Here is an 18,030-nt window from a genome sequence, read left to right on the forward strand (position 1 = left end):
CCGCCAGCTATGAGCCTAGCAGTTGACGGGCGTATTTGACGTCAGCTGTACCTGTGCGCGATCCAGGTTTTTTCCTAAGCTTGTGGGCTGAGCCTTTAAACAAGGCCGACTCTTGCCTGATTCAACGAGATAACCACCATGAGCGACAACCGACAGTGGGCCCGTGAAGCCATTCGGATCATCGAAGCCGACTTCCAGCGTAGCGCAGATACCCACCTGATTCCGCTGCCGCTGCCAGGGTTGCCGGGTATCGAGTTGTATTTCAAGGATGAGTCCAGCCACCCCACCGGCAGCCTGAAACATCGGTTGGCCCGCTCGTTGTTCCTCTATGCGCTGTGTAATGGCTGGCTCAAACCCGGCGCACCGGTGATCGAGGCGTCCAGCGGTTCGACGGCAATTTCCGAGGCCTACTTCGCAGGTTTGCTGGGTCTACCGTTTATTGCGGTGATGCCTGCGACCACCTCCAAGGAAAAAATCGCGCAGATCGCCTTCTACGGTGGCAAGAGTCATCTGGTGGACGATCCCACGCAGATCTACGCCGAATCCGAGCGCCTGGCCCGTGAACACGATGGGCATTTCATCGATCAGTTCACCTATGCCGAGCGCGCGACTGACTGGCGGGCGAACAACAACATCGCCGAGTCGATCTTCCAGCAGATGCGTTTTGAGCGACACCCTGAGCCGAGCTGGCTGATTTCCAGTCCCGGCACGGGTGGCACCACCGCGACCCTGGGCCGTTACGTGCGTTATCGCCAGCATTGCACCCGCGTGTTGTGCGCCGATGCCGAGCGTTCGGTGTTTTTCGAGTACTACCAGACGGGTGACGCCAGCTTGCGACTCGATTGCGGTTCGCGCATTGAAGGCATTGGCCGGCCACGTGTCGAAGCGTCGTTCCTGCCCAAGGTGATCGATGCGATGGTCAAAGTGCCGGACGCTTTGTCCCTGGCGGCTATGCATTACCTGGCGCAGCGATTGGGTCGGCGGGTTGGCGGGTCGAGCGGGACCAACCTGATTGGCGCCTTGATGGCGGCTCAGCAGATGGTGGCCGCAGGGGAGTCGGGGTCGATCGTGGCGATTTTGTGTGATGGCGGCGAGCGTTATGCCACCACCTACTACGATCAGGAGTGGCTCACGGCCCAAGGGTATGAATTGAGTGGTTTGATCGATGCTGTGGCGGCGAGTGTGGAGCGCGGCGCAGCGCTTCCAGCCACCGTCCTGCGCGCCAACGTCTGATACACCGAAGAGCCGCTGTGGAGCGTGCTCGCGATGGCGGATTTGCATTCAATTGCTCTACCGCTTTCGCGAGCAAACGCGTTCCCGCAGGGGATTGGCGTCAGGCCTCCAGGCCGAGGATGTCGCGGGCAACCGCTTCGGCAATCCGGATGCCGTCGACACCCGCGGACAGAATACCGCCGGCATAACCCGCACCTTCACCGGCCGGGAACAAGCCTTTGACGTTCATGCACTGCATCGATTCGTTACGCGTAATACGCAGTGGCGACGAGGTGCGGGTCTCGATCCCGGTCAATACCGCGTCATGCAGCGAATAACCACGGATCTGCTTCTCGAACGCCGGCAAGGCTTCGCGAATGGCTTCGATGGCGAAGTCTGGCAATGCCAGGGCCAAATCACCCAAGGCAACGCCTGGTTTGTAGGACGGTTCAACGCTGCCCAGTGCAGTAGACGGTTTGCCCGCAATAAAGTCGCCGACTAACTGCGCGGGGGCCTCATAGTTGCTGCCGCCGAGTACGAACGCGAGGGATTCCAGGCGCTCCTGCAGCTCGATGCCGGCCAGCGGTCCGCCAGGGTAATCGACTTCAGGCGTAATGCCGACGACGATCCCGGAGTTGGCGTTGCGCTCGTTACGCGAATACTGGCTCATGCCGTTGGTGACGACTCGATTCGGTTCGGACGTTGCCGCCACCACGGTGCCGCCGGGGCACATGCAGAAGCTGTAGACCGAACGGCCATTTGTGGCGTGGTGGACCAATTTATAGTCGGCGGCACCGAGTTTCGGGTGGCCCGCGTATTTGCCCAAACGCGCACGGTCGATCAGCGACTGCGGATGTTCGATGCGAAAACCCACCGAAAACGGCTTGGCTTCCATGAACACGCCGCGGCCATGGAGCATGCGGAAGGTGTCCCTGGCACTGTGGCCGAGGGCAAGAATCACGTGTCGGGAATGAATCTGCTCACCGCCATCGAGTTCGACCCCGACCAATTGGTTGTCCTCGATCAAGACGTCGGTGACCCGTTGTTGAAAGCGCACTTCGCCGCCCAGGGCGCGAATTTGCTCACGCATGTTTTCCACAACGCCCGTCAGACGAAACGTACCAATGTGCGGTTTGCTGACGTAGAGGATTTCGTCCGGCGCGCCTGCTTTGACGAACTCATGCAGGACTTTGCGACCGATGAACTTCGGGTCTTTTATCTGGCTGTAGAGCTTGCCATCGGAGAACGTTCCCGCACCGCCCTCACCGAACTGCACGTTCGATTCCGGGTTGAGCACGCCTTTGCGCCACAGGCCCCAGGTGTCCTTGGTGCGCTGGCGCACTTCGGTGCCGCGTTCGAGGATGATTGGCTTGAAGCCCATTTGCGCCAACAACAGCCCGGCGAAGATCCCGCACGGGCCGAAACCGACCACGACGGGACGTTGCTTCAGGTCCGCTGGCGCCTGGCCGACCACTTTGTAGCTGACATCTGGCGCGGGGTTGACGTTACGGTCATCGGCGAACGTGTGCAGCACCGTCGCCTCATCCTTGACGGTGAGGTCGATGGTGTAGATGAAGCACAACTCGGAAGATTTTTTGCGTGCGTCGTAACTGCGCTTGAACAAGGTGAAATCGAGCAGGTCATCGCTGTCGATGCCCAGGCGCTGCACGATGGCAGGGCGCAGGTCTTCTTCGGGATGGTCGATCGGCAGCTTGAGTTCAGTGATTCGTAACATGACGGGATCCGGTTCGCGGGGCGCACAACTGCGCCAAGGCGTTTGAAGGGCGCGATTATAAGCCCCAAAAGCCGGTCCCGTGAGGCAAAAACGATCAGTCGTTACGTCCGCCGCCGAAATACCCGCAGCCGCGCTGTACCTGACCGTCAATGCGCAGTTCGGCGCTCATGTGCTGGACGCTGCCGGTGCTGCTGTCAACGCAGCGTTGCGGCGCGACCCAGAGTTCGATGTGCTTGCCATTGGCTTCACTGCTGAGATTGAAGCGGCCATCCCCCAGCTGTTCTTCAACATAGGGCACCGCCAAGGCGGGTTGACCGGCTTGATCGATGACCATGCCCTTGCCGCTGACCTTGACGTTCCACTCCGGTCCATGACCGCTGGCCCGCAGGATCAGCCGTTTGAAATTGGGATCGTCACACGCTGTGTTCGAGCGTTCGACGCGGTACAACTGCTCAAGGTCAAGGCGGCTGTCAGCGCCGCTGGTAACGATGCGGCCACGCACGTCAGCGAACAACTTACCTTGCTGATCGGCCAGGTGCGCGAACTCTTGCAAAACGCTGGTGCCGCCGGTGTCGTTGACCGCGTAGTTGCGCTGCTCATTGCAGGGCTGGAATTGCAATTTGCCGCCAACCGCCATCAGCTGCCCCTGCATGCGGGTCTGGCCGACGTGGGAGGCGCTCTGACGCGGGCCGTCGAGCAACTGACAGGCGGCGAACAGTGGAAGCAGGGCAATAACGATCAAGGAACGGGCAACACGCATCTTTGGCTCTCCAGACAAGAGCCGCCACGTTACTCAGGCACGCCTGCGACCACAAGGCTTGTGTGCCGAGATGCTTGAAGGGATTGAGTTGGTCGGGGCGCCACAGCATAGTGCTTACCTGTTTCGCATCGGGCCTCATCGGCATGCATCAACACGTGCCTGTTTTCCCCAAACGACTTTATGCACTGGATGCACTGCGCGGGATGGCGGCCCTGGCCGTCGTTTTTTGGCATTGGCAGCACTTCTTTTTTCAAGGGGCGCTAACGGGGCCGCTGCACATCGAACAGCAACCCTTGTAAGGGATGTTCTCGTTGTTCTATCGCCACGGTGGCGATGCGGTCGCGCTGTTTTTCAGTCTGTCGGGATTCATTTTTTTCTGGTTATTCGCTCAGGCGGTGGCGCGGCAGGAGCTGACGGCCAAGCAGTTTTTCATTGACCGGTTCAGCCGCGTCTACCCGCTGCACCTGGCCACCTTTGCGGGAGTTGCGCTGCTACAGATGATTTACACGCGACACACGGGTAACGCTTTTGTGTATCCGTTCAACGATCTCTATCACGCCGTGTTGAACCTCTTTCTGGCCCCGGCTTGGGGGCTGGAGCAGGGCTGGTCGTTCAACGCGCCGGCCTGGTCGGTTTCTGTTGAAGTGCTGCTCTACGCGCTGTTTTTCCTGTTATGGCGCTACACGTCTTTTCCTGTCCTGTTCAGCGTCATGTTGGTCGGTGTGGCCGTTTACCTGTTTCCCGGTCAGTACAAAATCACTTTGGGCGTGTTCAGTTTTTTCTGCGGAGGACTAGCCTATCGGGTGGTCACTTGGCTGTCGCAACGCGGGTCTGCACGCTGGGTGGGTGGTGGGCTGGTGATTGGATGTGCGGCGGCATGGTGGCTGCTCGACACCGATCAGCCATTGACCAAGTTCGCGCTGCTGTTTCCGCTGACGATCATGGCCATTGCGGCGTGTCATCGATTGCTCGAGCCTTTGGCCCGGCGCCTGGCTTGGCTGGGCGACATCAGCTACGCCTCGTATTTGCTGCATTTTCCGTTGCAAATCGTCGCTGCGCTGCTAGCCGATAAATTTTTTCCTGGGCGCAGCGTGTTCTATCAGCCATGGACGTTGCTGCTGTTTTTTGCCGTGCTGATCACGGCCAGTCTGGTGTGCCATCGCGGGTTCGAGCGACCGCTGCAACGTTGGCTGCGTCAGCCGCTGCGCCAGTGTGCGGCGGGCGATGTCATCGAGCGCTCAGGGCTTTGAGGCCTATGCAATCAGCCAACGTGAAACGTCTGGCCGGTTTGTAAGCCTTCCACGCTTTTGGCGTAGGCCAATGCCACCTCGGCCGCCGGAACCGGTTTGTAGCCGCGAAAGTAGGGTGCGTAGCTATCCATGGCTTCGAGCAGCACGGTCGGGCTGATCGAGTTCACTCGCAGACCGCGCGGCAGTTCGATGGCGGCGGCGCGGACGAAACTGTCCAGCGCACCATTGACCAACGCCGCCGAAGCCCCGCTGCGAATCGGATCGTGGCTCAAAACACCTGTGGTGAAGGTGAACGAGGCGCCGTCGTTGGCGAATTCACGGCCGATCAGCAGCAGGTTGACCTGGCCCATCAGTTTGTCTTTCAGGCCCAAAGCGAAGCTGTCTTGCGTCATTTCAGCCAATGGCGCGAAGGTCACGTTGCCTGCCGCACACACCAATGCATCGAACCGGCCGGTTTGCTCGAACAGAGTGCGGATCGACGCACTGTCGCTGATATCAACCTTGAAATCGCCGCTGTTGCGGCCAATGCGGATCACTTCGTGACGTTGTGCCAGTTCCTTCTCTACCGCCGAACCAATGGTGCCGCTTGCGCCTATCAAAAGAATTTTCATCGTGCTGTTCCTCGAGGTGGTTGAGCGAGGCTTCAGTCTAGAGTGGTTTTTTTGCGTGATAAGCACGCTAATAGGCAACCTTTGGTTTTCAAATGGAAACAATCCATGAGCGAAATGGATGATCTGGCGGCGTTCGCGGTGTTGATTGACGCCGGCAGTTTTACCCTGGCCGCCCAGCAACTGGGGTGCAGCAAGGGCCAGTTGTCCAAGCGCATCAGTTTGTTGGAGTCACGGTTTGGCGTGGTCTTGCTGCAACGCACCACCCGCCGTCTGAGCTTGACAGCGGCGGGTGCTGCGTTGTTGCCACAGGCTCAGGCGCTGGTGGTCCAGGTGGAGCGAGCGCGTCAGGCATTGGCGCGATTAAAGGACGACATCGCCGGTCCGGTGCGTATGACGGTTCCAGTGTCGCTGGGGGAAACCTTCTTCGATGGGTTGCTGCTGGAGTTTTCCCAGCAGTATCCGCAAGTGCAAATCGAGTTGGACCTTAGCAACAGCTATCGCGACTTGTCCCGTGATGGCTTTGACCTGGCGGTTCGTTCCGAGGTGGCCAATGATCAGCGACTGGTGGCACGGCCGCTATTGGCCTGGCATGAAATGACCTGCGCCAGCCCGGCCTATCTTGAGCAGTACGGTGAGCCGCTGACGCCACAGGCTCTGGCCGAGCACCGCTGTTTGCTTAACAGCCATTACAGCGGTCGTGAAGAATGGCTCTATCACCAGCAACATGAATTGCTGCGGGTGAGGGTGTCGGGCCCTTTCGCCAGCAACCATTACAGCCTGTTGAAGAAAGCGTCATTGGCGGGTGCGGGTATTGCGCGTCTGCCGTCCTACTTGCTGCAAACGGAATTGGCTGACGGGCAATTACGCTGGCTCCTGCGCGATTATCAGACTCGGAGCATGCCGATGTACCTGGTTCATCCGTACCAAGGCGGGCTACCCAAGCGTACCCAAGTGCTGGCGGACTACTTGATCGGCTGGTTCAAACGCAGCGCAGAAGCGTTGGACAGGCTTCAGCGATGACACCGAGGCCAGGCAGGCCCCGTAGTTACAGTGCAATGTCAGGCGTGGACGTCATGCCGCGCAATCAGGTGGTCGATGGATAACTTGCCTGGCCCGGTGGCCATCAAGTACAGCAGCACTGCCGCCCAGGTGCCGTGAGTCGGGTAGGCGTCGGGGTAGACGAACAATTGAATAGTCAGGGTCATGCCCAGCAACGCCATCGCTGAAAAGCGGGTGGCGAAGCCGATCAGGATCAACACCGGGAAGAAGTGCTCGGCGAACGCGGCCATGTGGGCGGCAATTTCCGGCGACAGCAGCGGTACGTGGTATTCGCTCTTGAACAGCGAAATAGTCGAGTCGGCCAGGCGTGGCAGTCCGAATTGGAACGTACCGTCGATCAAGTCGATGGCCAGGCCGTCGACTTTGGTTTGTCCGGACTTCCAGAACACCGCGGCGATAGAGAAGCGCGCAAGGAAGGCAATCAAACTCTGGGGGATGTGGTTCAACAGCGTGATGGCGCGGTCGATTGGGTTGTTCATGGCAAGACCTTTTGGTGTAGGTGCGTAATGGCGTTGCGCCGGATCAGCAGCGCCAGGGTTGGGCTGAGGTCAAAGTCGGGCGACGCTTGCAGCGCATCGCTCAGGTTTTCTCCGTTTTGCAGGTGCTGAATGAAGGTGCTGGCGCCATAGGTGATGGCAAAGACTTCGACGTCCAGGCCGTTGCGTATCACCAAGGCACTTTGCCCCAGGTGCGGGTCGATCCCCGCCGGCGTCGCGTCGCGCTGGTGAGCGGCCCAAATCGCGACCACAGCAAACGCTGAATTCAACACACTCAACGAAGGATGGAGCGCGACGCTCAGTTCATTCAGTGCGGGTGGGTCTGACAGCACCGCCGCGATCTGCTCCTGTCCGAGCGGCTGCGCATCGGCCGCGTGATAGGCCCGCACCCGCAAACGCTCCAGACGAGCGACATCCGCCAGATACGGCACGCTGGCAGCCGGTTCGAAGCTTTCGACGAATGCAGCGAACGTATCGCCGAAGTCGTTGATCAACGGGCTTTGGGGCGGGCAATGCTGTGTGTAAACAGCCGCCATGGCCCGAAAGAACTCATCGCCCACCAGTTGCAATACCACCGGGTAACTGGCGGCCAGGGCATTGCTCAGTGAACGCTGCACATTGTTGCGATACACCGCAAAGCGGCTGGCCGGATCGGCGCCATTGGCACTGACCAAACCCTTGGGGCATAGCCGGTGCGGGTCGAGCAGGGCCGCGGCGAAATCGGCTTGAGTGCTCATGAACAGACCTCGGCGCACGCCAGCAGCTCATCGGCCTGCTGCACCTCGGCGTGCAGCAGGCTGAACGCCGGCAGTTGATTGTCACGCTCAATTAGGGTGGCGACTGGGCCGATACGCTCCAGCACCCGCAGGTAGAGGGCCCACACGGCGTTATCGATAGGCGCCCCGTGATCGTCAATCAGCAAGCGGTCGCCGAGGCTGTCGGTGTCTTCGGCAAATCCTGCCAGATGAATCTCTCCGACCGCGTACAACGGCAGGCTATCGATGTAGGCCAAGGGATCAGCGTTGTGGTTGATGCTGGAGACATAGGCGTTGTTCACGTCCAGTAACAGCCCGCACCCGGTGCGCCGAACGATCTCGCTGATGAACAGTGCCTCATCAATCGTTGAGTGCTGGAACGCCAGGTAAGTCGCCGGGTTTTCCAACAACATCGGACGCTTGAGGGCGGTTTGCACTTGATCGATGTGCTCGCAGACGCGGCGCAGCGTTGCACCGTCGTAGGCCAGGGGCAGCAAATCATTGAGAAACACCGTGCCGTGGCTGGACCAGGCCAGGTGTTCTGAAAAGGCTTGTGGTTGATAACGCTCGATCAGCGTGGCGAGCCGTTGCAGGTGCTGTTTATCCAGCGGCCCTTCAGCACCGATAGACAGGCCAACACCGTGTAGTGATAGCGGGTACTGCTCGCGGATCAACCCCAGGTAATGATGAAACGGACCGCCGGCCACCATGTAGTTTTCGGCGTGGACTTCAAAGAAGCCAATGTCCGGTTGTGACCCGAGCACGTCACGAAAATGCTCGGTCTTGAGGCCCAGCCCGGCACGGGGCGGGAGCCCGAACGATAGATTGTTCATGATCGATACTCAGGCTGGGTTCAATTCAAGACTTGGTTTTGAAGGCTTCCATTTGACCGAAACCGGTCGGCGAGGTCTTGCTCATCGTGGTGGCGCAGGTGCCTTTGGGCACCAGTTTCCAGGCGTCAGGCTGGAAGTCGGTTTTCGCGGTGCCAGCGCAAGTGGTCCCAGCGCCTGCGGCACAATCGTTTTGACCTTTCATGGCGACGCCGAAGCATTTTTCCATATCGTCGGCGGCGTGAACGGTGGACACCGCGGCCATGCTCAGGGCAGAACCGAGGGCCAGAACCAGGGCGGTGGCGGACAGTGTGCGGGAGGTAGCAGACATGATGTTTCTCCAGAGTTTTTTGTTTGGGTAAGGAAGCACGTTTGCTTGCTTACCCCTCTAGAGGAATGGCAAAGCGATGCGTTACAGCGATGACAAAACTTTTTTAGAGAATCCTGAAATTTTTTCGCGCAGGGGATCTTCAGAAGGGGAATAGAGGGGCATAAAAAAACGGCCCGAAGGCCGTTTTTGTTTATCGCACAGGTTTAACCGCCGAGGTACGCTTCGCGCACTTTCGGATCGGTCAGCAGCGCTTCACCGGTGCCTTGCATCACCACCCGGCCGTTTTCGAGCACGTAGGCACGGTCCGCGATTTTCAACGCCTGGTTGGCGTTCTGCTCCACCAAAAACACGGTCACACCGTCCTTACGCAGTTGTTCGATGATGTCGAAGATCTGCTGGATGATGATCGGTGCTAAACCCAGCGAAGGCTCGTCGAGCAGCAGCAGCTTGGGTTTGCTCATCAGCGCACGGCCGATGGCGAGCATTTGCTGTTCGCCGCCGGACATGGTGCCGCCGCGCTGGCTGAAGCGTTCTTTCAGGCGTGGGAACAGTCCCAAAACCTTGTCCATCTGTTCCTCATAATCGCCTTTGTCGGTAAAAAAACCGCCCATGGCGAGGTTTTCTTCTACGGTCAGACGGGAAAATACCCGACGACCTTCCGGCACTACGGCGATGCTCTTGCGCATGATCTGCGCCGAACTCAAGCCCACAAGTTCTTCGCCCATGTAGCGCACGCTGCCGCTGTGCGCTTGCGGCGAACCGCAGAGGGTCATCAGCAGGGTCGATTTGCCGGCGCCGTTGGCACCGATCAGCGTGACGATTTCGCCCTGACGGATTTCCACGTTGACGCTGTGCAGAGCCTGGATCTTGCCGTAGAAGGTGGAAACGTTTTCGAATTGCAGCATTTACGCTTCCCCCAGGTATGCTTTGATCACTTCAGGATTGTCGCGGATCTGTTCCGGTGTGCCGTCGGCCAAGGGCGTGCCCTGGTTGATCACGACGATGTGGTCGGAAATGCTCATGACCAGTTTCATGTCGTGTTCGATCAGCAGCACGGTGACGTTGTGCTCTTCACGCAGCATGCTGATCAGCGCCTTGAGGTCCTCGGTTTCCTTCGGGTTCAGGCCGGCAGCTGGTTCGTCGAGCATGAGGATCCGCGGGCGGGTCATCATGCAGCGGGCAATTTCCAGGCGACGCTGCTGACCGTAGGCCAGGGTGCCTGCCGGACGGTTGGCAAATTCCTTGAGGTTGACCTTGTCCAGCCAGAATTCGGCGAACTCCATCGCGTCGCGCTCGCTTTTACGAAACGAGGGCGTCTTGAACAGGCCTGCCAGAAAGTTAGTGTTGAGGTGGCGGTGCTGGGCGATCAAGAGGTTCTCGACCGCCGTCATGTCCTTGAACAGCCGCACGTTCTGGAACGTGCGGACCACGCCTTTGCGAGCGATCAGATGGCCGGCGAGGCCTTGAATCGGCTCGCCGTCCAGCAGGATGCTGCCGCCGCTCGGTTTGTAGAAACCGGTCAGGCAGTTAAACACCGTGGTTTTACCCGCGCCGTTCGGCCCGATCAGCGCCACGACCTGTTTTTCTTTCACGGTCAGGGCGACGCCGTTGACCGCCAGCAAGCCGCCGAAGCGCATGCTCAAGTTTTCGACTTTAAGGATCTCGCGGCTCATTTGCGCAGCTCCATGTGAGGACGTTGCATGGGCAGCAGGCCCTGAGGGCGCCAGATCATCATCAGCACCATCATGGCGCCGAACATCAACATGCGGTATTCGCTGAACTCACGCATCATTTCCGGCAACAGGATCATCACGATGGCGGCCAGAATGACCCCCAGTTGCGAGCCCATCCCGCCCAGTACCACGATGGCGAGGATGATCGCGGACTCGATGAACGTGAACGATTCCGGCGTCACCAGGCCCTGGCGAGCGGCGAAGAAGCTGCCGGCAAAACCGGCGAAGCTGGCGCCCAGGGTGAAGGCCGACAGCTTGATGACGGTAGGGTTGAGCCCCAGCGCACGGCAGGCGATTTCATCTTCACGCAGGGCTTCCCACGCGCGGCCGATGGGCATGCGCAGTAAGCGGTTGATCACGAAAAGCGCGGCCAATGCCAGTACCAACGCAACCAGGTACAGGAAAATTACCTTGTTGATCGGGTTGTAGGCAAAACCGAAGTATTCATGAAAGGTCTGCAGGCCCTCGGCCGCGGTTTTATCGAAGCTCAGTCCGAAAAACGTTGGTTTTGGAATGCTGCTGATGCCGTTCGGACCCCCGGTGATGTCGGTCAGGTTACGCAGGAACAGACGGATGATTTCACCGAAGCCCAGGGTCACGATTGCGAGGTAGTCGCCACGCAGGCGCAGCACCGGGAAGCCGAGCAGGAAGCCAAAGCTGGCCGCCGTCAATCCGGCAATCGGCAGGCAAACCCAGAAACTCCAACCCAGGTAGTGCGACAGCAGCGCATAGCTGTAGGCGCCGACGGCGTAGAAACCGACGTAACCCAGGTCAAGCAACCCGGCCAGACCCACCACGATGTTCAGCCCGAGGCCGAGCATCACGTAGATCAGGATCAGGGTTGCGATGTCCACCGCGCCGCGTGAGCCGAAGAACGGCCAGACCAACGCACCGATGATCAACGCGATGATGACCCAACGCTGGGTGGTTGGCAGGGTTAGGAAGTTGCTGGCCTTGGCCGGGATCAACGGCAGGCTTGGCGATGATTTCCACGCCGCGCTGATCTGGTGGTTGAACAGCACCCGCAGGAACATCAGTACCGAGCTGATCGCGATGATCGCCAATGTGGTGGGGGTGGTGTTGTGGACTTCCAGGTTGATGCCTACGATGGTCAGTTTCAGACCCAACACCGGGTAGGCAACAGCCCATACCAGCAGGGCGCTGAAGAGTGCCGATTTAAGATTGCGCATCATACTTTTTCAACCTCCGGACGGCCCAGAATGCCGGTCGGCCGGAACAGCAGTACCAGAACCAGCAAGCCGAAAGCCACGACGTCCTTGTACTGGTCGCCGAAAATGTCGGCACCAAAGGCTTCCGCCACACCCAGCACCAGCCCGCCGAGCATGGCGCCGGGGATGCTGCCGATACCGCCCAGCACCGCAGCGGTGAAGGCTTTCAGGCCGACAAGGAAACCGGCGTTCGGATTGATCACACCGTATTGCATGCTCAGCAATACGGCAGCGACCGCGGCCAGCGCTGCACCGATGACGAAGGTCAGGGCGATGATGTTGTTGGTGTTGATACCCAGCAGGTTGGCCATCTTGATGTCTTCGGCACACGCGCGGCAGGCACGACCCAGGCGAGAGCGGGAGATGAACAGGGTCAGGCCGAGCATGGCGATCAAGGTCACCACAAAGACCACGATTTGCATGTACGAAATCAGCACTTCATGTGCGCCCCCTGGCCCGAAAGACAGGTTGCCGGGAATCAGGTTGGGGATGGATTTGTCCTTGGAGTCTTGCGCGAGCAGAACGGTGTTCTGCAAGAAAATCGACATGCCGATAGCGGAGATCAGCGGGATCAGGCGGTTGCTGCCGCGTAACGGTCGGTAGGCGACGCGTTCGATGCTGTAACCGTAGGCACTGCAAACGACGATGCTCGCGATAAAGCCAGCGGTCATCAAGAGCGGGACGCTGTCGAGTCCCATCATGCTCAGCCCGGCGATGGCGATGAACGCCACGTAGGAACCGATCATGTACACCTCGCCGTGGGCGAAGTTGATCATTCCAATGATGCCGTAAACCATCGTATAGCCGATGGCGATCAGGGCATACGTGCTGCCAACGGTCAGGCCGTTAACCAGCTGCTGGAAGAAGTGATAAATGTCAGGCATTACTGCGCTCCTAAAAACCTGATACGCATTTCACTGGTGGAGTCATTTTCCCGCTCGAGTCCCATGGATATGCCTCCACTTCGAATTCGAGGTTTGCCAGCGAACCGCTGATGACGGTTTTGAGATTTTCAGGTGGGGAGACTTGCGGATCACGCAAGCGCGGCCCTATACGTTCGTAAAACAAAACCCACGGCACGCCGTGGGCTTTATTGGCAGTCAGTCAGGCTGGGCCTTACTGAGGCGAAGCTTCAGTTTTAGGTTTGCCGAAGTGCCACTCGTAAACCACAAATTTGAAGTCCTTCAGGTCGCCTTTGGCGTCGAAGCTCAGGTCGCCGGTCGGGGTCTTGAAAGTACCTGCGTGGATGGCTGCAGCCACTTTGGCAGTGTCTTCGCTCTTGGCGGCAGTGATACCCGCGGCGATGACTTCAACAGCCGAGTAGGAAGGGAACACGAACGGACCGCTCGGATCTTCTTTCTTGTCGGTGAAGGCTTTGGTCAGCGCGATGTTGGCTGGATCCTGGTCGAAAGATTTCGGCAGGGTGACCAGCAGACCTTCGGAAGCTTCCTTGGCAATCTGCGAAATCGAGTCGTTACCCACGCCTTCCGGGCCCATGAACTTGGCTTTCAGACCTTTTTCTTGCGCTTGACGCAGGATCAGGCCCAGTTCCGGGTGGTAGCCGCCGTAGTAAACGAAGTCGACGTTGGCTTGCTTGAGCTTGGAGATCATCGAGGAGAAGTCTTTGTCGCCGGCGTTGATGCCTTCGAACACGGCAACCTTCACGCCTTTGCTTTCCAGGGTCTTTTTAACGGCGGTAGCAATGCCTTCGCCGTATTGCTGTTTGTCATGCAGAACAGCAACGATTTTCGGTTTTACGTGGTCGGCGATGTAGTTACCGGCGGCAGGGCCTTGGGCGCTGTCGAGACCGATAGTACGGAACACCATTTTGTAGCCCTTGGAAGTGATTTCCGGGCTGGTGGCTGCCGGGGTGATCATGATCACGCCTTCGTCTTCGTAAACGTCGGCAGCAGGCTGAGTGGAGCTGGAGCACAGGTGACCGACCACGAACTTGACGCCGTCGTTGACGACCTTGTTCGCGACCGCGACCGCTTGTTTTGGATCACAGGCATCGTCGTATTCAACGGCTTCGAGTTTCTTGCCGTCGACGCCGCCCTTGGCGTTGATTTGTTCGATGGCCATTTTGGCGCCACTGAACTGCATGTCGCCGTATTGGGCTACAGGACCGGTTTTAGGGCCGGCGATACCGATTTTGATGGTGTCAGCTGCGAACGAATGGCTGGCAACCCCGGCCAGAACCATAGCGGCAAACAGTTTGGAAATCTGCTTAGTAGCCTTAGTCATAGTGCTCCACTCTTACTGTTGTAGTTTTTATAGTTCCAGTGCCTTGGCAGCAGAACCGGGTCAAATATCGTCGATACCTTACGCCAATGCCCCCGGCAACTGTACCGGTACAGTGTAGAGCGCCAATTGTTGGCCTGGGAAGCTGGCGCCAGGGGGCAAAACCATAGGGTGTCGCTTTATTGAAAGAAAAAGACAGAATTGCGGCGGGCTGTTAGCTGGCTAATTGCTTGATTCAGCTGCATTCCATGGCTTTCCTGCTTTTTTCGATCAGTCACTCAATGACAACCGGGTTTTTCTGCCGAACCACCGACGTTATGATTCACGTCGATTTCTTTTCCGGACAGGACCCATGACTCAAGAACCTAGCACCCTCTATGCCAAGCTGCTTGGTGAGACTGCATCTATTACCTGGAAGGAGCTGGAACCGTTCTTTGCCAAGGGTGCCCTATTGTGGGTCGACCCTGCTCTGGATTTGATCGCTGCCGCCGAGGCAGTGGCCGAGGATGAGGGCGAGAAAGTCGCCACCTGGCTGGCCGCTGATAAACTCGCCAAGCTCTCTGAAACGCGGGCGCTGGATCTTTTCGAGCGCGATCCGCCGCTCTGGGCAGTGGTCGTTTCGCCGTGGATTCTGATCCAGGAAAGGGCGGCGGCCTGAGGCGGAGCGCTAATTTGGTGCGCAACGTTGTCGGACAAAAGTGTGTAGGTGAGTAGCGTGATGGCATGTTGCCGTGGAGAAAGGCTACAGAAGGGCCGTGGGCAGGGTGACGCGCGCGTAATGGGAACAGTTTTGTGAGTGGCTTACGGGCTGCTTAATTGTTTCTGGATGTTGTAAATCGCGGCGAGTCGGCGGCTGCCATCGCGGGCAAGCCCGTTTCCCCCTCTGCATCATCGCGCACCGGCGCAGGTTTGTGCCCGTGGACGATGTTCTGCACACGATCAGCGGATGGGGCGCAAAACGGAGGCGTCCGCATGGAGCGCAGGGCTTTTGGGGTAAGCATCCGCTGACGTCAGCCCCGTTGTCACGCTAGCCGGACTCAGGGGGCTGACGCTGCGTAAGTGTTTACGCTGATTGATTTCGTTCAGCACCGGTCTTAGTTCCGACAGTGGCACGGGACGACTCAGTAGGTAACCTTGAACGAAGTCGCAACCATGGCGTTCGAGAAACTCGTATTGCTCAAGCGTCTCGACACCTTCGGTGACCACCTGCAAATGCAGGGTGTGCGCCATGACGATGATCGCCTGCACGATTTCCATGTCGGTAACCGACATCGGTATGTCCTGGATAAATGATCGATCGATCTTCAGCGTGTTCAGTGGCAGACGCTTGAGGTAGGCCAGAGATGAATAGCCAGTGCCGAAGTCGTCAATCGACAGCGAGACGCCGAGGGCGCGGATCTGTAGCAACTGCGCCAGGATATTGCTGATGTTGCCCATCAGTGCGTTTTCGGTCACCTCCAGTTCCAGGCGTTGGGGCGCCACCCCGGCGATCCTCAGGGCTTGTTCGATTTCATTCGGCAGTTCTTCGCGCCCCAGGTTCAAGGGCGAGCAGTTCACCGCAATTTTCAATTCGTCGCCGCCCTGTCGGGACAATTCACTCAGGTCTTCGCAAGCCTTGCCCAACACCCAGTGGTCCAGTTCGGCGATCAAACCACTAGCCTCGGCGATGGCGACAAAGCGCTCTGGAGTGAGTAAACCGTGAACCGGATGCTGCCAGCGGATCAGCGCTTCAAGCTTGGTAACCTTACCGATTTTAAGGTCGTATATCGGTTGGTAATAGAGCATCAGCCCTACTTCTTCGCGCAGGGCGTGACGCAGTTCTTCTTCCAGTTGCAGTTCCAGGTTGGCGCGGGTTATCAGATTGGAACTGAAAAAACTCAGGCAGTTGCGTCCCGTTCCTTTGGATTGGTAGAGCGCCAGATCGGCGTGTTTCAGTAACTCTTGACATGTTTCCCCGTCCTCTGGAAACAGGCTGATGCCGATACTGGTGGTCATTACAATGCGTCTGCCAGAGAGTTCGACGGGTTCTTTCATTTTCAGCATGATGCGCTGCGCCATGTGTCGGGCTTCTTCGCGAGTATGCAGGTTGATCAGAATGCAGAACTCATCGCCGCCGAAGCGTGCTACGACGTCTTCATGGTCGCGGACCGAGCTTTTGATGTGATTGGCGATCACCTTAAGTAATTCGTCTCCCGCGTCATGGCCGAGGCTGTCGTTGATTCGTTTGAAGTAGTCAATGTCGAGGAAGATCAACGCCAGCATGCCGCCTTCCTCGGTGGTTTTGATCAGTTTTTCGGTGAACGTCTGATTGAGACCGCGGCGGTTGAGCAAGTTGGTCAAAGAGTCGTGGTTAGCCGCTTTCTGTAGAGACATGCGCGCCTGATCCAGTTGGCTCAGAAGGGCGTTCAACCGGCGCAAGTCATGCTCCTTATGCTGCAATTTCTTGTCGGCCAGGGCCGCACTGAAGGCACTACCGATAATCAGCAAGGCTATGAATGCCACTGTCAGGCCCAGTTGCAGATGGTTGTTGTCAACCACCTGCATGGGATGGCTATTTTCGCTTATAACCAGGTTGAAAGCGGCCATGCCAATGAAATGCACACTGATGATGCAGGCGCCGAGCAGCAGGCTGGCACAAAGCTTTCGTAGCTGGTGAGACACGCCGCTTCCGTCACGCAGATGACTGGCGAGTACCAAGCCTATGAAGCTGGTGGCAATGGCAAAAAGCACGGACAGTGCGAACAGGGTGGGCTCGTAATAGACGATGGCGTTTGAGCTTATGGCAGTCATGCCGACGTAATGGGTGATAGCAAGGCCCAGACCAATCAATGTTGAGCTTTTTAAATACTGCCAAACGTTCAGATGTGGGTGGTCGAGGGTGCGCATGACTTGCCATGAATTGATCAGGGCGATCAGCAAGGTCAGGAGTGTCACGTGCAGTTGGTAGTGAATTTCGATCGGCGCTTCAAACGCCAGCACGGCGATAAAGTGCATAGCCCAGGCACCGCCCGCCAGGCACCCTGCACCGACCCAACGCCAAATTATTTGAGAGTGAGCGTGTTCCGCATGGCGGACTCGCTCGGCGATGTCCAGGGTGCCGAAGCTAGCTGTGCAGACGACCATATAGGCTATAAGCACCAGATAGGGGTTATGGGTGAAGTTGAGAATGACCTGCCCATTTTTTGGTAGCTCGGTAATGAATTGCAAACCAAGCCATGTCATCTGGATGTCCTGTCTCTTATTTATTATGGTCTGCGCCTGAATGCAGGCGAGATCTTTGATTTATAGAGAGCATGTAAGCAAGGCTGCAGATAGTGGCATATTAGTGGCCATGTCTGCGTTAATAATTTCGACCTCAGTTCAATAGCGATTGGTGCTAGGCCTTAAGCGCTCCGTTCGTGCGGTGTTTCGAACGGCGGGGGCAGTGCTGGCAATCCGAACGCGGCCCGTGCCGCATCGCAATCCACGTTGGCCTCACCGTTGACCCAGGACGCATCAAACTCGCGGCAGGTGCTGGAACGCTGATCGTAGACCGAGCACTGCACGGTGCTGCCGACGTCGCCCACCAAAGCGATACAGCGGGTGGGCTTGCAGTCGGTGCCAAGCATCGCTACGCGACTTGGACTGATCGAGGCGACCAATTCGTCGGGCACTGTCCCTCCGGCCGAGGTGCATTCACCCCAGAAAAAAGACACGCGAAAATGAGAACAGCAGGCACCGCAATTCAGACACGGACTGGCTTCGGACATGGGCGATTATCTAAGGAGGAATGGGGGCAAGCAGGGGC

The 18,030-nt window shown here is 58.1% G+C and carries 18 protein-coding genes; 4 read left to right on the forward strand and 14 right to left on the reverse strand.

Features of this window, described 5'->3' with window-relative positions; all coding sequences use genetic code 11:
* Positions 1 to 138: 138 nt before the first annotated feature.
* Entirely contained in the window at positions 139 to 1,233 is a 1,095-nt protein-coding gene (locus RHM68_RS05980) for a PLP-dependent cysteine synthase family protein (protein WP_322220990.1), read from the forward strand.
* A 100-nt stretch (positions 1,234 to 1,333) separates the two neighbouring features.
* Here the strand turns inward: RHM68_RS05980 and RHM68_RS05985 are convergent, their stop codons facing one another.
* Both RHM68_RS05985 and RHM68_RS05990 read right to left on the reverse strand, forming a co-directional pair.
* Entirely contained in the window at positions 1,334 to 2,947 is a 1,614-nt protein-coding gene (locus RHM68_RS05985; protein ID WP_322220991.1) for an NAD(P)/FAD-dependent oxidoreductase, read from the reverse strand.
* 94 nt (positions 2,948 to 3,041) lie between these two features.
* The gene (locus RHM68_RS05990; RefSeq protein WP_322220992.1) at positions 3,042 to 3,707 is read right to left on the reverse strand and encodes a hypothetical protein; all 666 of its coding nucleotides are present in this window, start codon (positions 3,705 to 3,707) and stop codon (positions 3,042 to 3,044) included.
* A gap of 311 nt (positions 3,708 to 4,018) precedes the next feature.
* Between RHM68_RS05990 and RHM68_RS05995 the strand changes: the two genes are divergently transcribed.
* Positions 4,019 to 4,957, forward strand: coding sequence for an acyltransferase (locus tag RHM68_RS05995; protein ID WP_322220993.1), 939 nt, complete (start codon positions 4,019 to 4,021; stop codon positions 4,955 to 4,957).
* An 11-nt stretch (positions 4,958 to 4,968) separates the two neighbouring features.
* Here the strand turns inward: RHM68_RS05995 and RHM68_RS06000 are convergent, their stop codons facing one another.
* Positions 4,969 to 5,568, reverse strand: a complete 600-nt coding sequence (locus RHM68_RS06000; RefSeq protein ID WP_322220994.1) for a short chain dehydrogenase — start codon at positions 5,566 to 5,568, stop codon at positions 4,969 to 4,971.
* Positions 5,569 to 5,673: 105 nt separating this feature from the next.
* On the opposite strand from RHM68_RS06000, the gene RHM68_RS06005 reads away from it, so the two are divergent.
* Positions 5,674 to 6,588 (forward strand): LysR family transcriptional regulator, encoded by a 915-nt coding sequence (locus tag RHM68_RS06005; RefSeq protein ID WP_322220995.1) that lies wholly within the window; start codon positions 5,674 to 5,676, stop codon positions 6,586 to 6,588.
* A 38-nt stretch (positions 6,589 to 6,626) separates the two neighbouring features.
* Here RHM68_RS06005 and RHM68_RS06010 read toward each other — a convergent pair whose 3' ends face one another.
* From RHM68_RS06010 to RHM68_RS06050, 9 genes are all read right to left on the reverse strand, one after another.
* Positions 6,627 to 7,106 (reverse strand): DoxX family protein, encoded by a 480-nt coding sequence (locus tag RHM68_RS06010; protein ID WP_322220996.1) that lies wholly within the window; start codon positions 7,104 to 7,106, stop codon positions 6,627 to 6,629.
* Positions 7,103 to 7,861, reverse strand: coding sequence for a DNA-binding domain-containing protein (locus tag RHM68_RS06015; protein ID WP_322220997.1), 759 nt, complete (start codon positions 7,859 to 7,861; stop codon positions 7,103 to 7,105). The genes RHM68_RS06010 and RHM68_RS06015 overlap by 4 nt, the downstream gene beginning before the upstream one ends.
* Positions 7,858 to 8,712, reverse strand: a complete 855-nt coding sequence (locus RHM68_RS06020) for a DUF692 domain-containing protein (protein ID WP_322220998.1) — start codon at positions 8,710 to 8,712, stop codon at positions 7,858 to 7,860. The genes RHM68_RS06015 and RHM68_RS06020 overlap by 4 nt, the downstream gene beginning before the upstream one ends.
* Positions 8,713 to 8,737: 25 nt before the next feature.
* Complete coding sequence (locus tag RHM68_RS06025) at positions 8,738 to 9,040, reverse strand: DUF2282 domain-containing protein (RefSeq protein ID WP_322220999.1); 303 nt, start codon at positions 9,038 to 9,040, stop codon at positions 8,738 to 8,740.
* A gap of 203 nt (positions 9,041 to 9,243) precedes the next feature.
* Complete coding sequence (locus RHM68_RS06030; protein ID WP_322221000.1) at positions 9,244 to 9,945, reverse strand: ABC transporter ATP-binding protein; 702 nt, start codon at positions 9,943 to 9,945, stop codon at positions 9,244 to 9,246.
* The gene (livG, locus tag RHM68_RS06035) at positions 9,946 to 10,713 is read right to left on the reverse strand and encodes a high-affinity branched-chain amino acid ABC transporter ATP-binding protein LivG (RefSeq protein WP_322221001.1); all 768 of its coding nucleotides are present in this window, start codon (positions 10,711 to 10,713) and stop codon (positions 9,946 to 9,948) included.
* On the reverse strand, positions 10,710 to 11,966 hold the full coding sequence (locus tag RHM68_RS06040; protein ID WP_322221002.1) for a high-affinity branched-chain amino acid ABC transporter permease LivM: 1,257 nt from the start codon (positions 11,964 to 11,966) through the stop codon (positions 10,710 to 10,712). The genes livG and RHM68_RS06040 overlap by 4 nt, the downstream gene beginning before the upstream one ends.
* The gene (gene livH / locus RHM68_RS06045) at positions 11,963 to 12,886 is read right to left on the reverse strand and encodes a high-affinity branched-chain amino acid ABC transporter permease LivH (protein ID WP_322221003.1); all 924 of its coding nucleotides are present in this window, start codon (positions 12,884 to 12,886) and stop codon (positions 11,963 to 11,965) included. The genes RHM68_RS06040 and livH overlap by 4 nt, the downstream gene beginning before the upstream one ends.
* A 232-nt stretch (positions 12,887 to 13,118) precedes the next feature.
* A complete protein-coding gene (locus tag RHM68_RS06050) occupies positions 13,119 to 14,246 on the reverse strand; it encodes a branched-chain amino acid ABC transporter substrate-binding protein (RefSeq protein ID WP_322221004.1) in 1,128 nt (375 codons plus the stop codon).
* A gap of 349 nt (positions 14,247 to 14,595) precedes the next feature.
* On the opposite strand from RHM68_RS06050, the gene RHM68_RS06055 reads away from it, so the two are divergent.
* A complete protein-coding gene (locus tag RHM68_RS06055) occupies positions 14,596 to 14,901 on the forward strand; it encodes a DUF2288 domain-containing protein (protein WP_322221005.1) in 306 nt (101 codons plus the stop codon).
* 281 nt (positions 14,902 to 15,182) lie between these two features.
* Here the strand turns inward: RHM68_RS06055 and RHM68_RS06060 are convergent, their stop codons facing one another.
* Both RHM68_RS06060 and RHM68_RS06065 read right to left on the reverse strand, forming a co-directional pair.
* Positions 15,183 to 17,465 (reverse strand): putative bifunctional diguanylate cyclase/phosphodiesterase, encoded by a 2,283-nt coding sequence (locus tag RHM68_RS06060; RefSeq protein WP_322221006.1) that lies wholly within the window; start codon positions 17,463 to 17,465, stop codon positions 15,183 to 15,185.
* Between the two features lie 161 nt (positions 17,466 to 17,626).
* A complete protein-coding gene (locus RHM68_RS06065; RefSeq protein ID WP_322221007.1) occupies positions 17,627 to 17,992 on the reverse strand; it encodes a YkgJ family cysteine cluster protein in 366 nt (121 codons plus the stop codon).
* Positions 17,993 to 18,030 lie beyond the last annotated feature (38 nt).

The organism is Pseudomonas sp. DC1.2, from assembly GCF_034351645.1.
In the GTDB taxonomy this organism is placed as follows: Bacteria; Pseudomonadota; Gammaproteobacteria; order Pseudomonadales; family Pseudomonadaceae; genus Aquipseudomonas.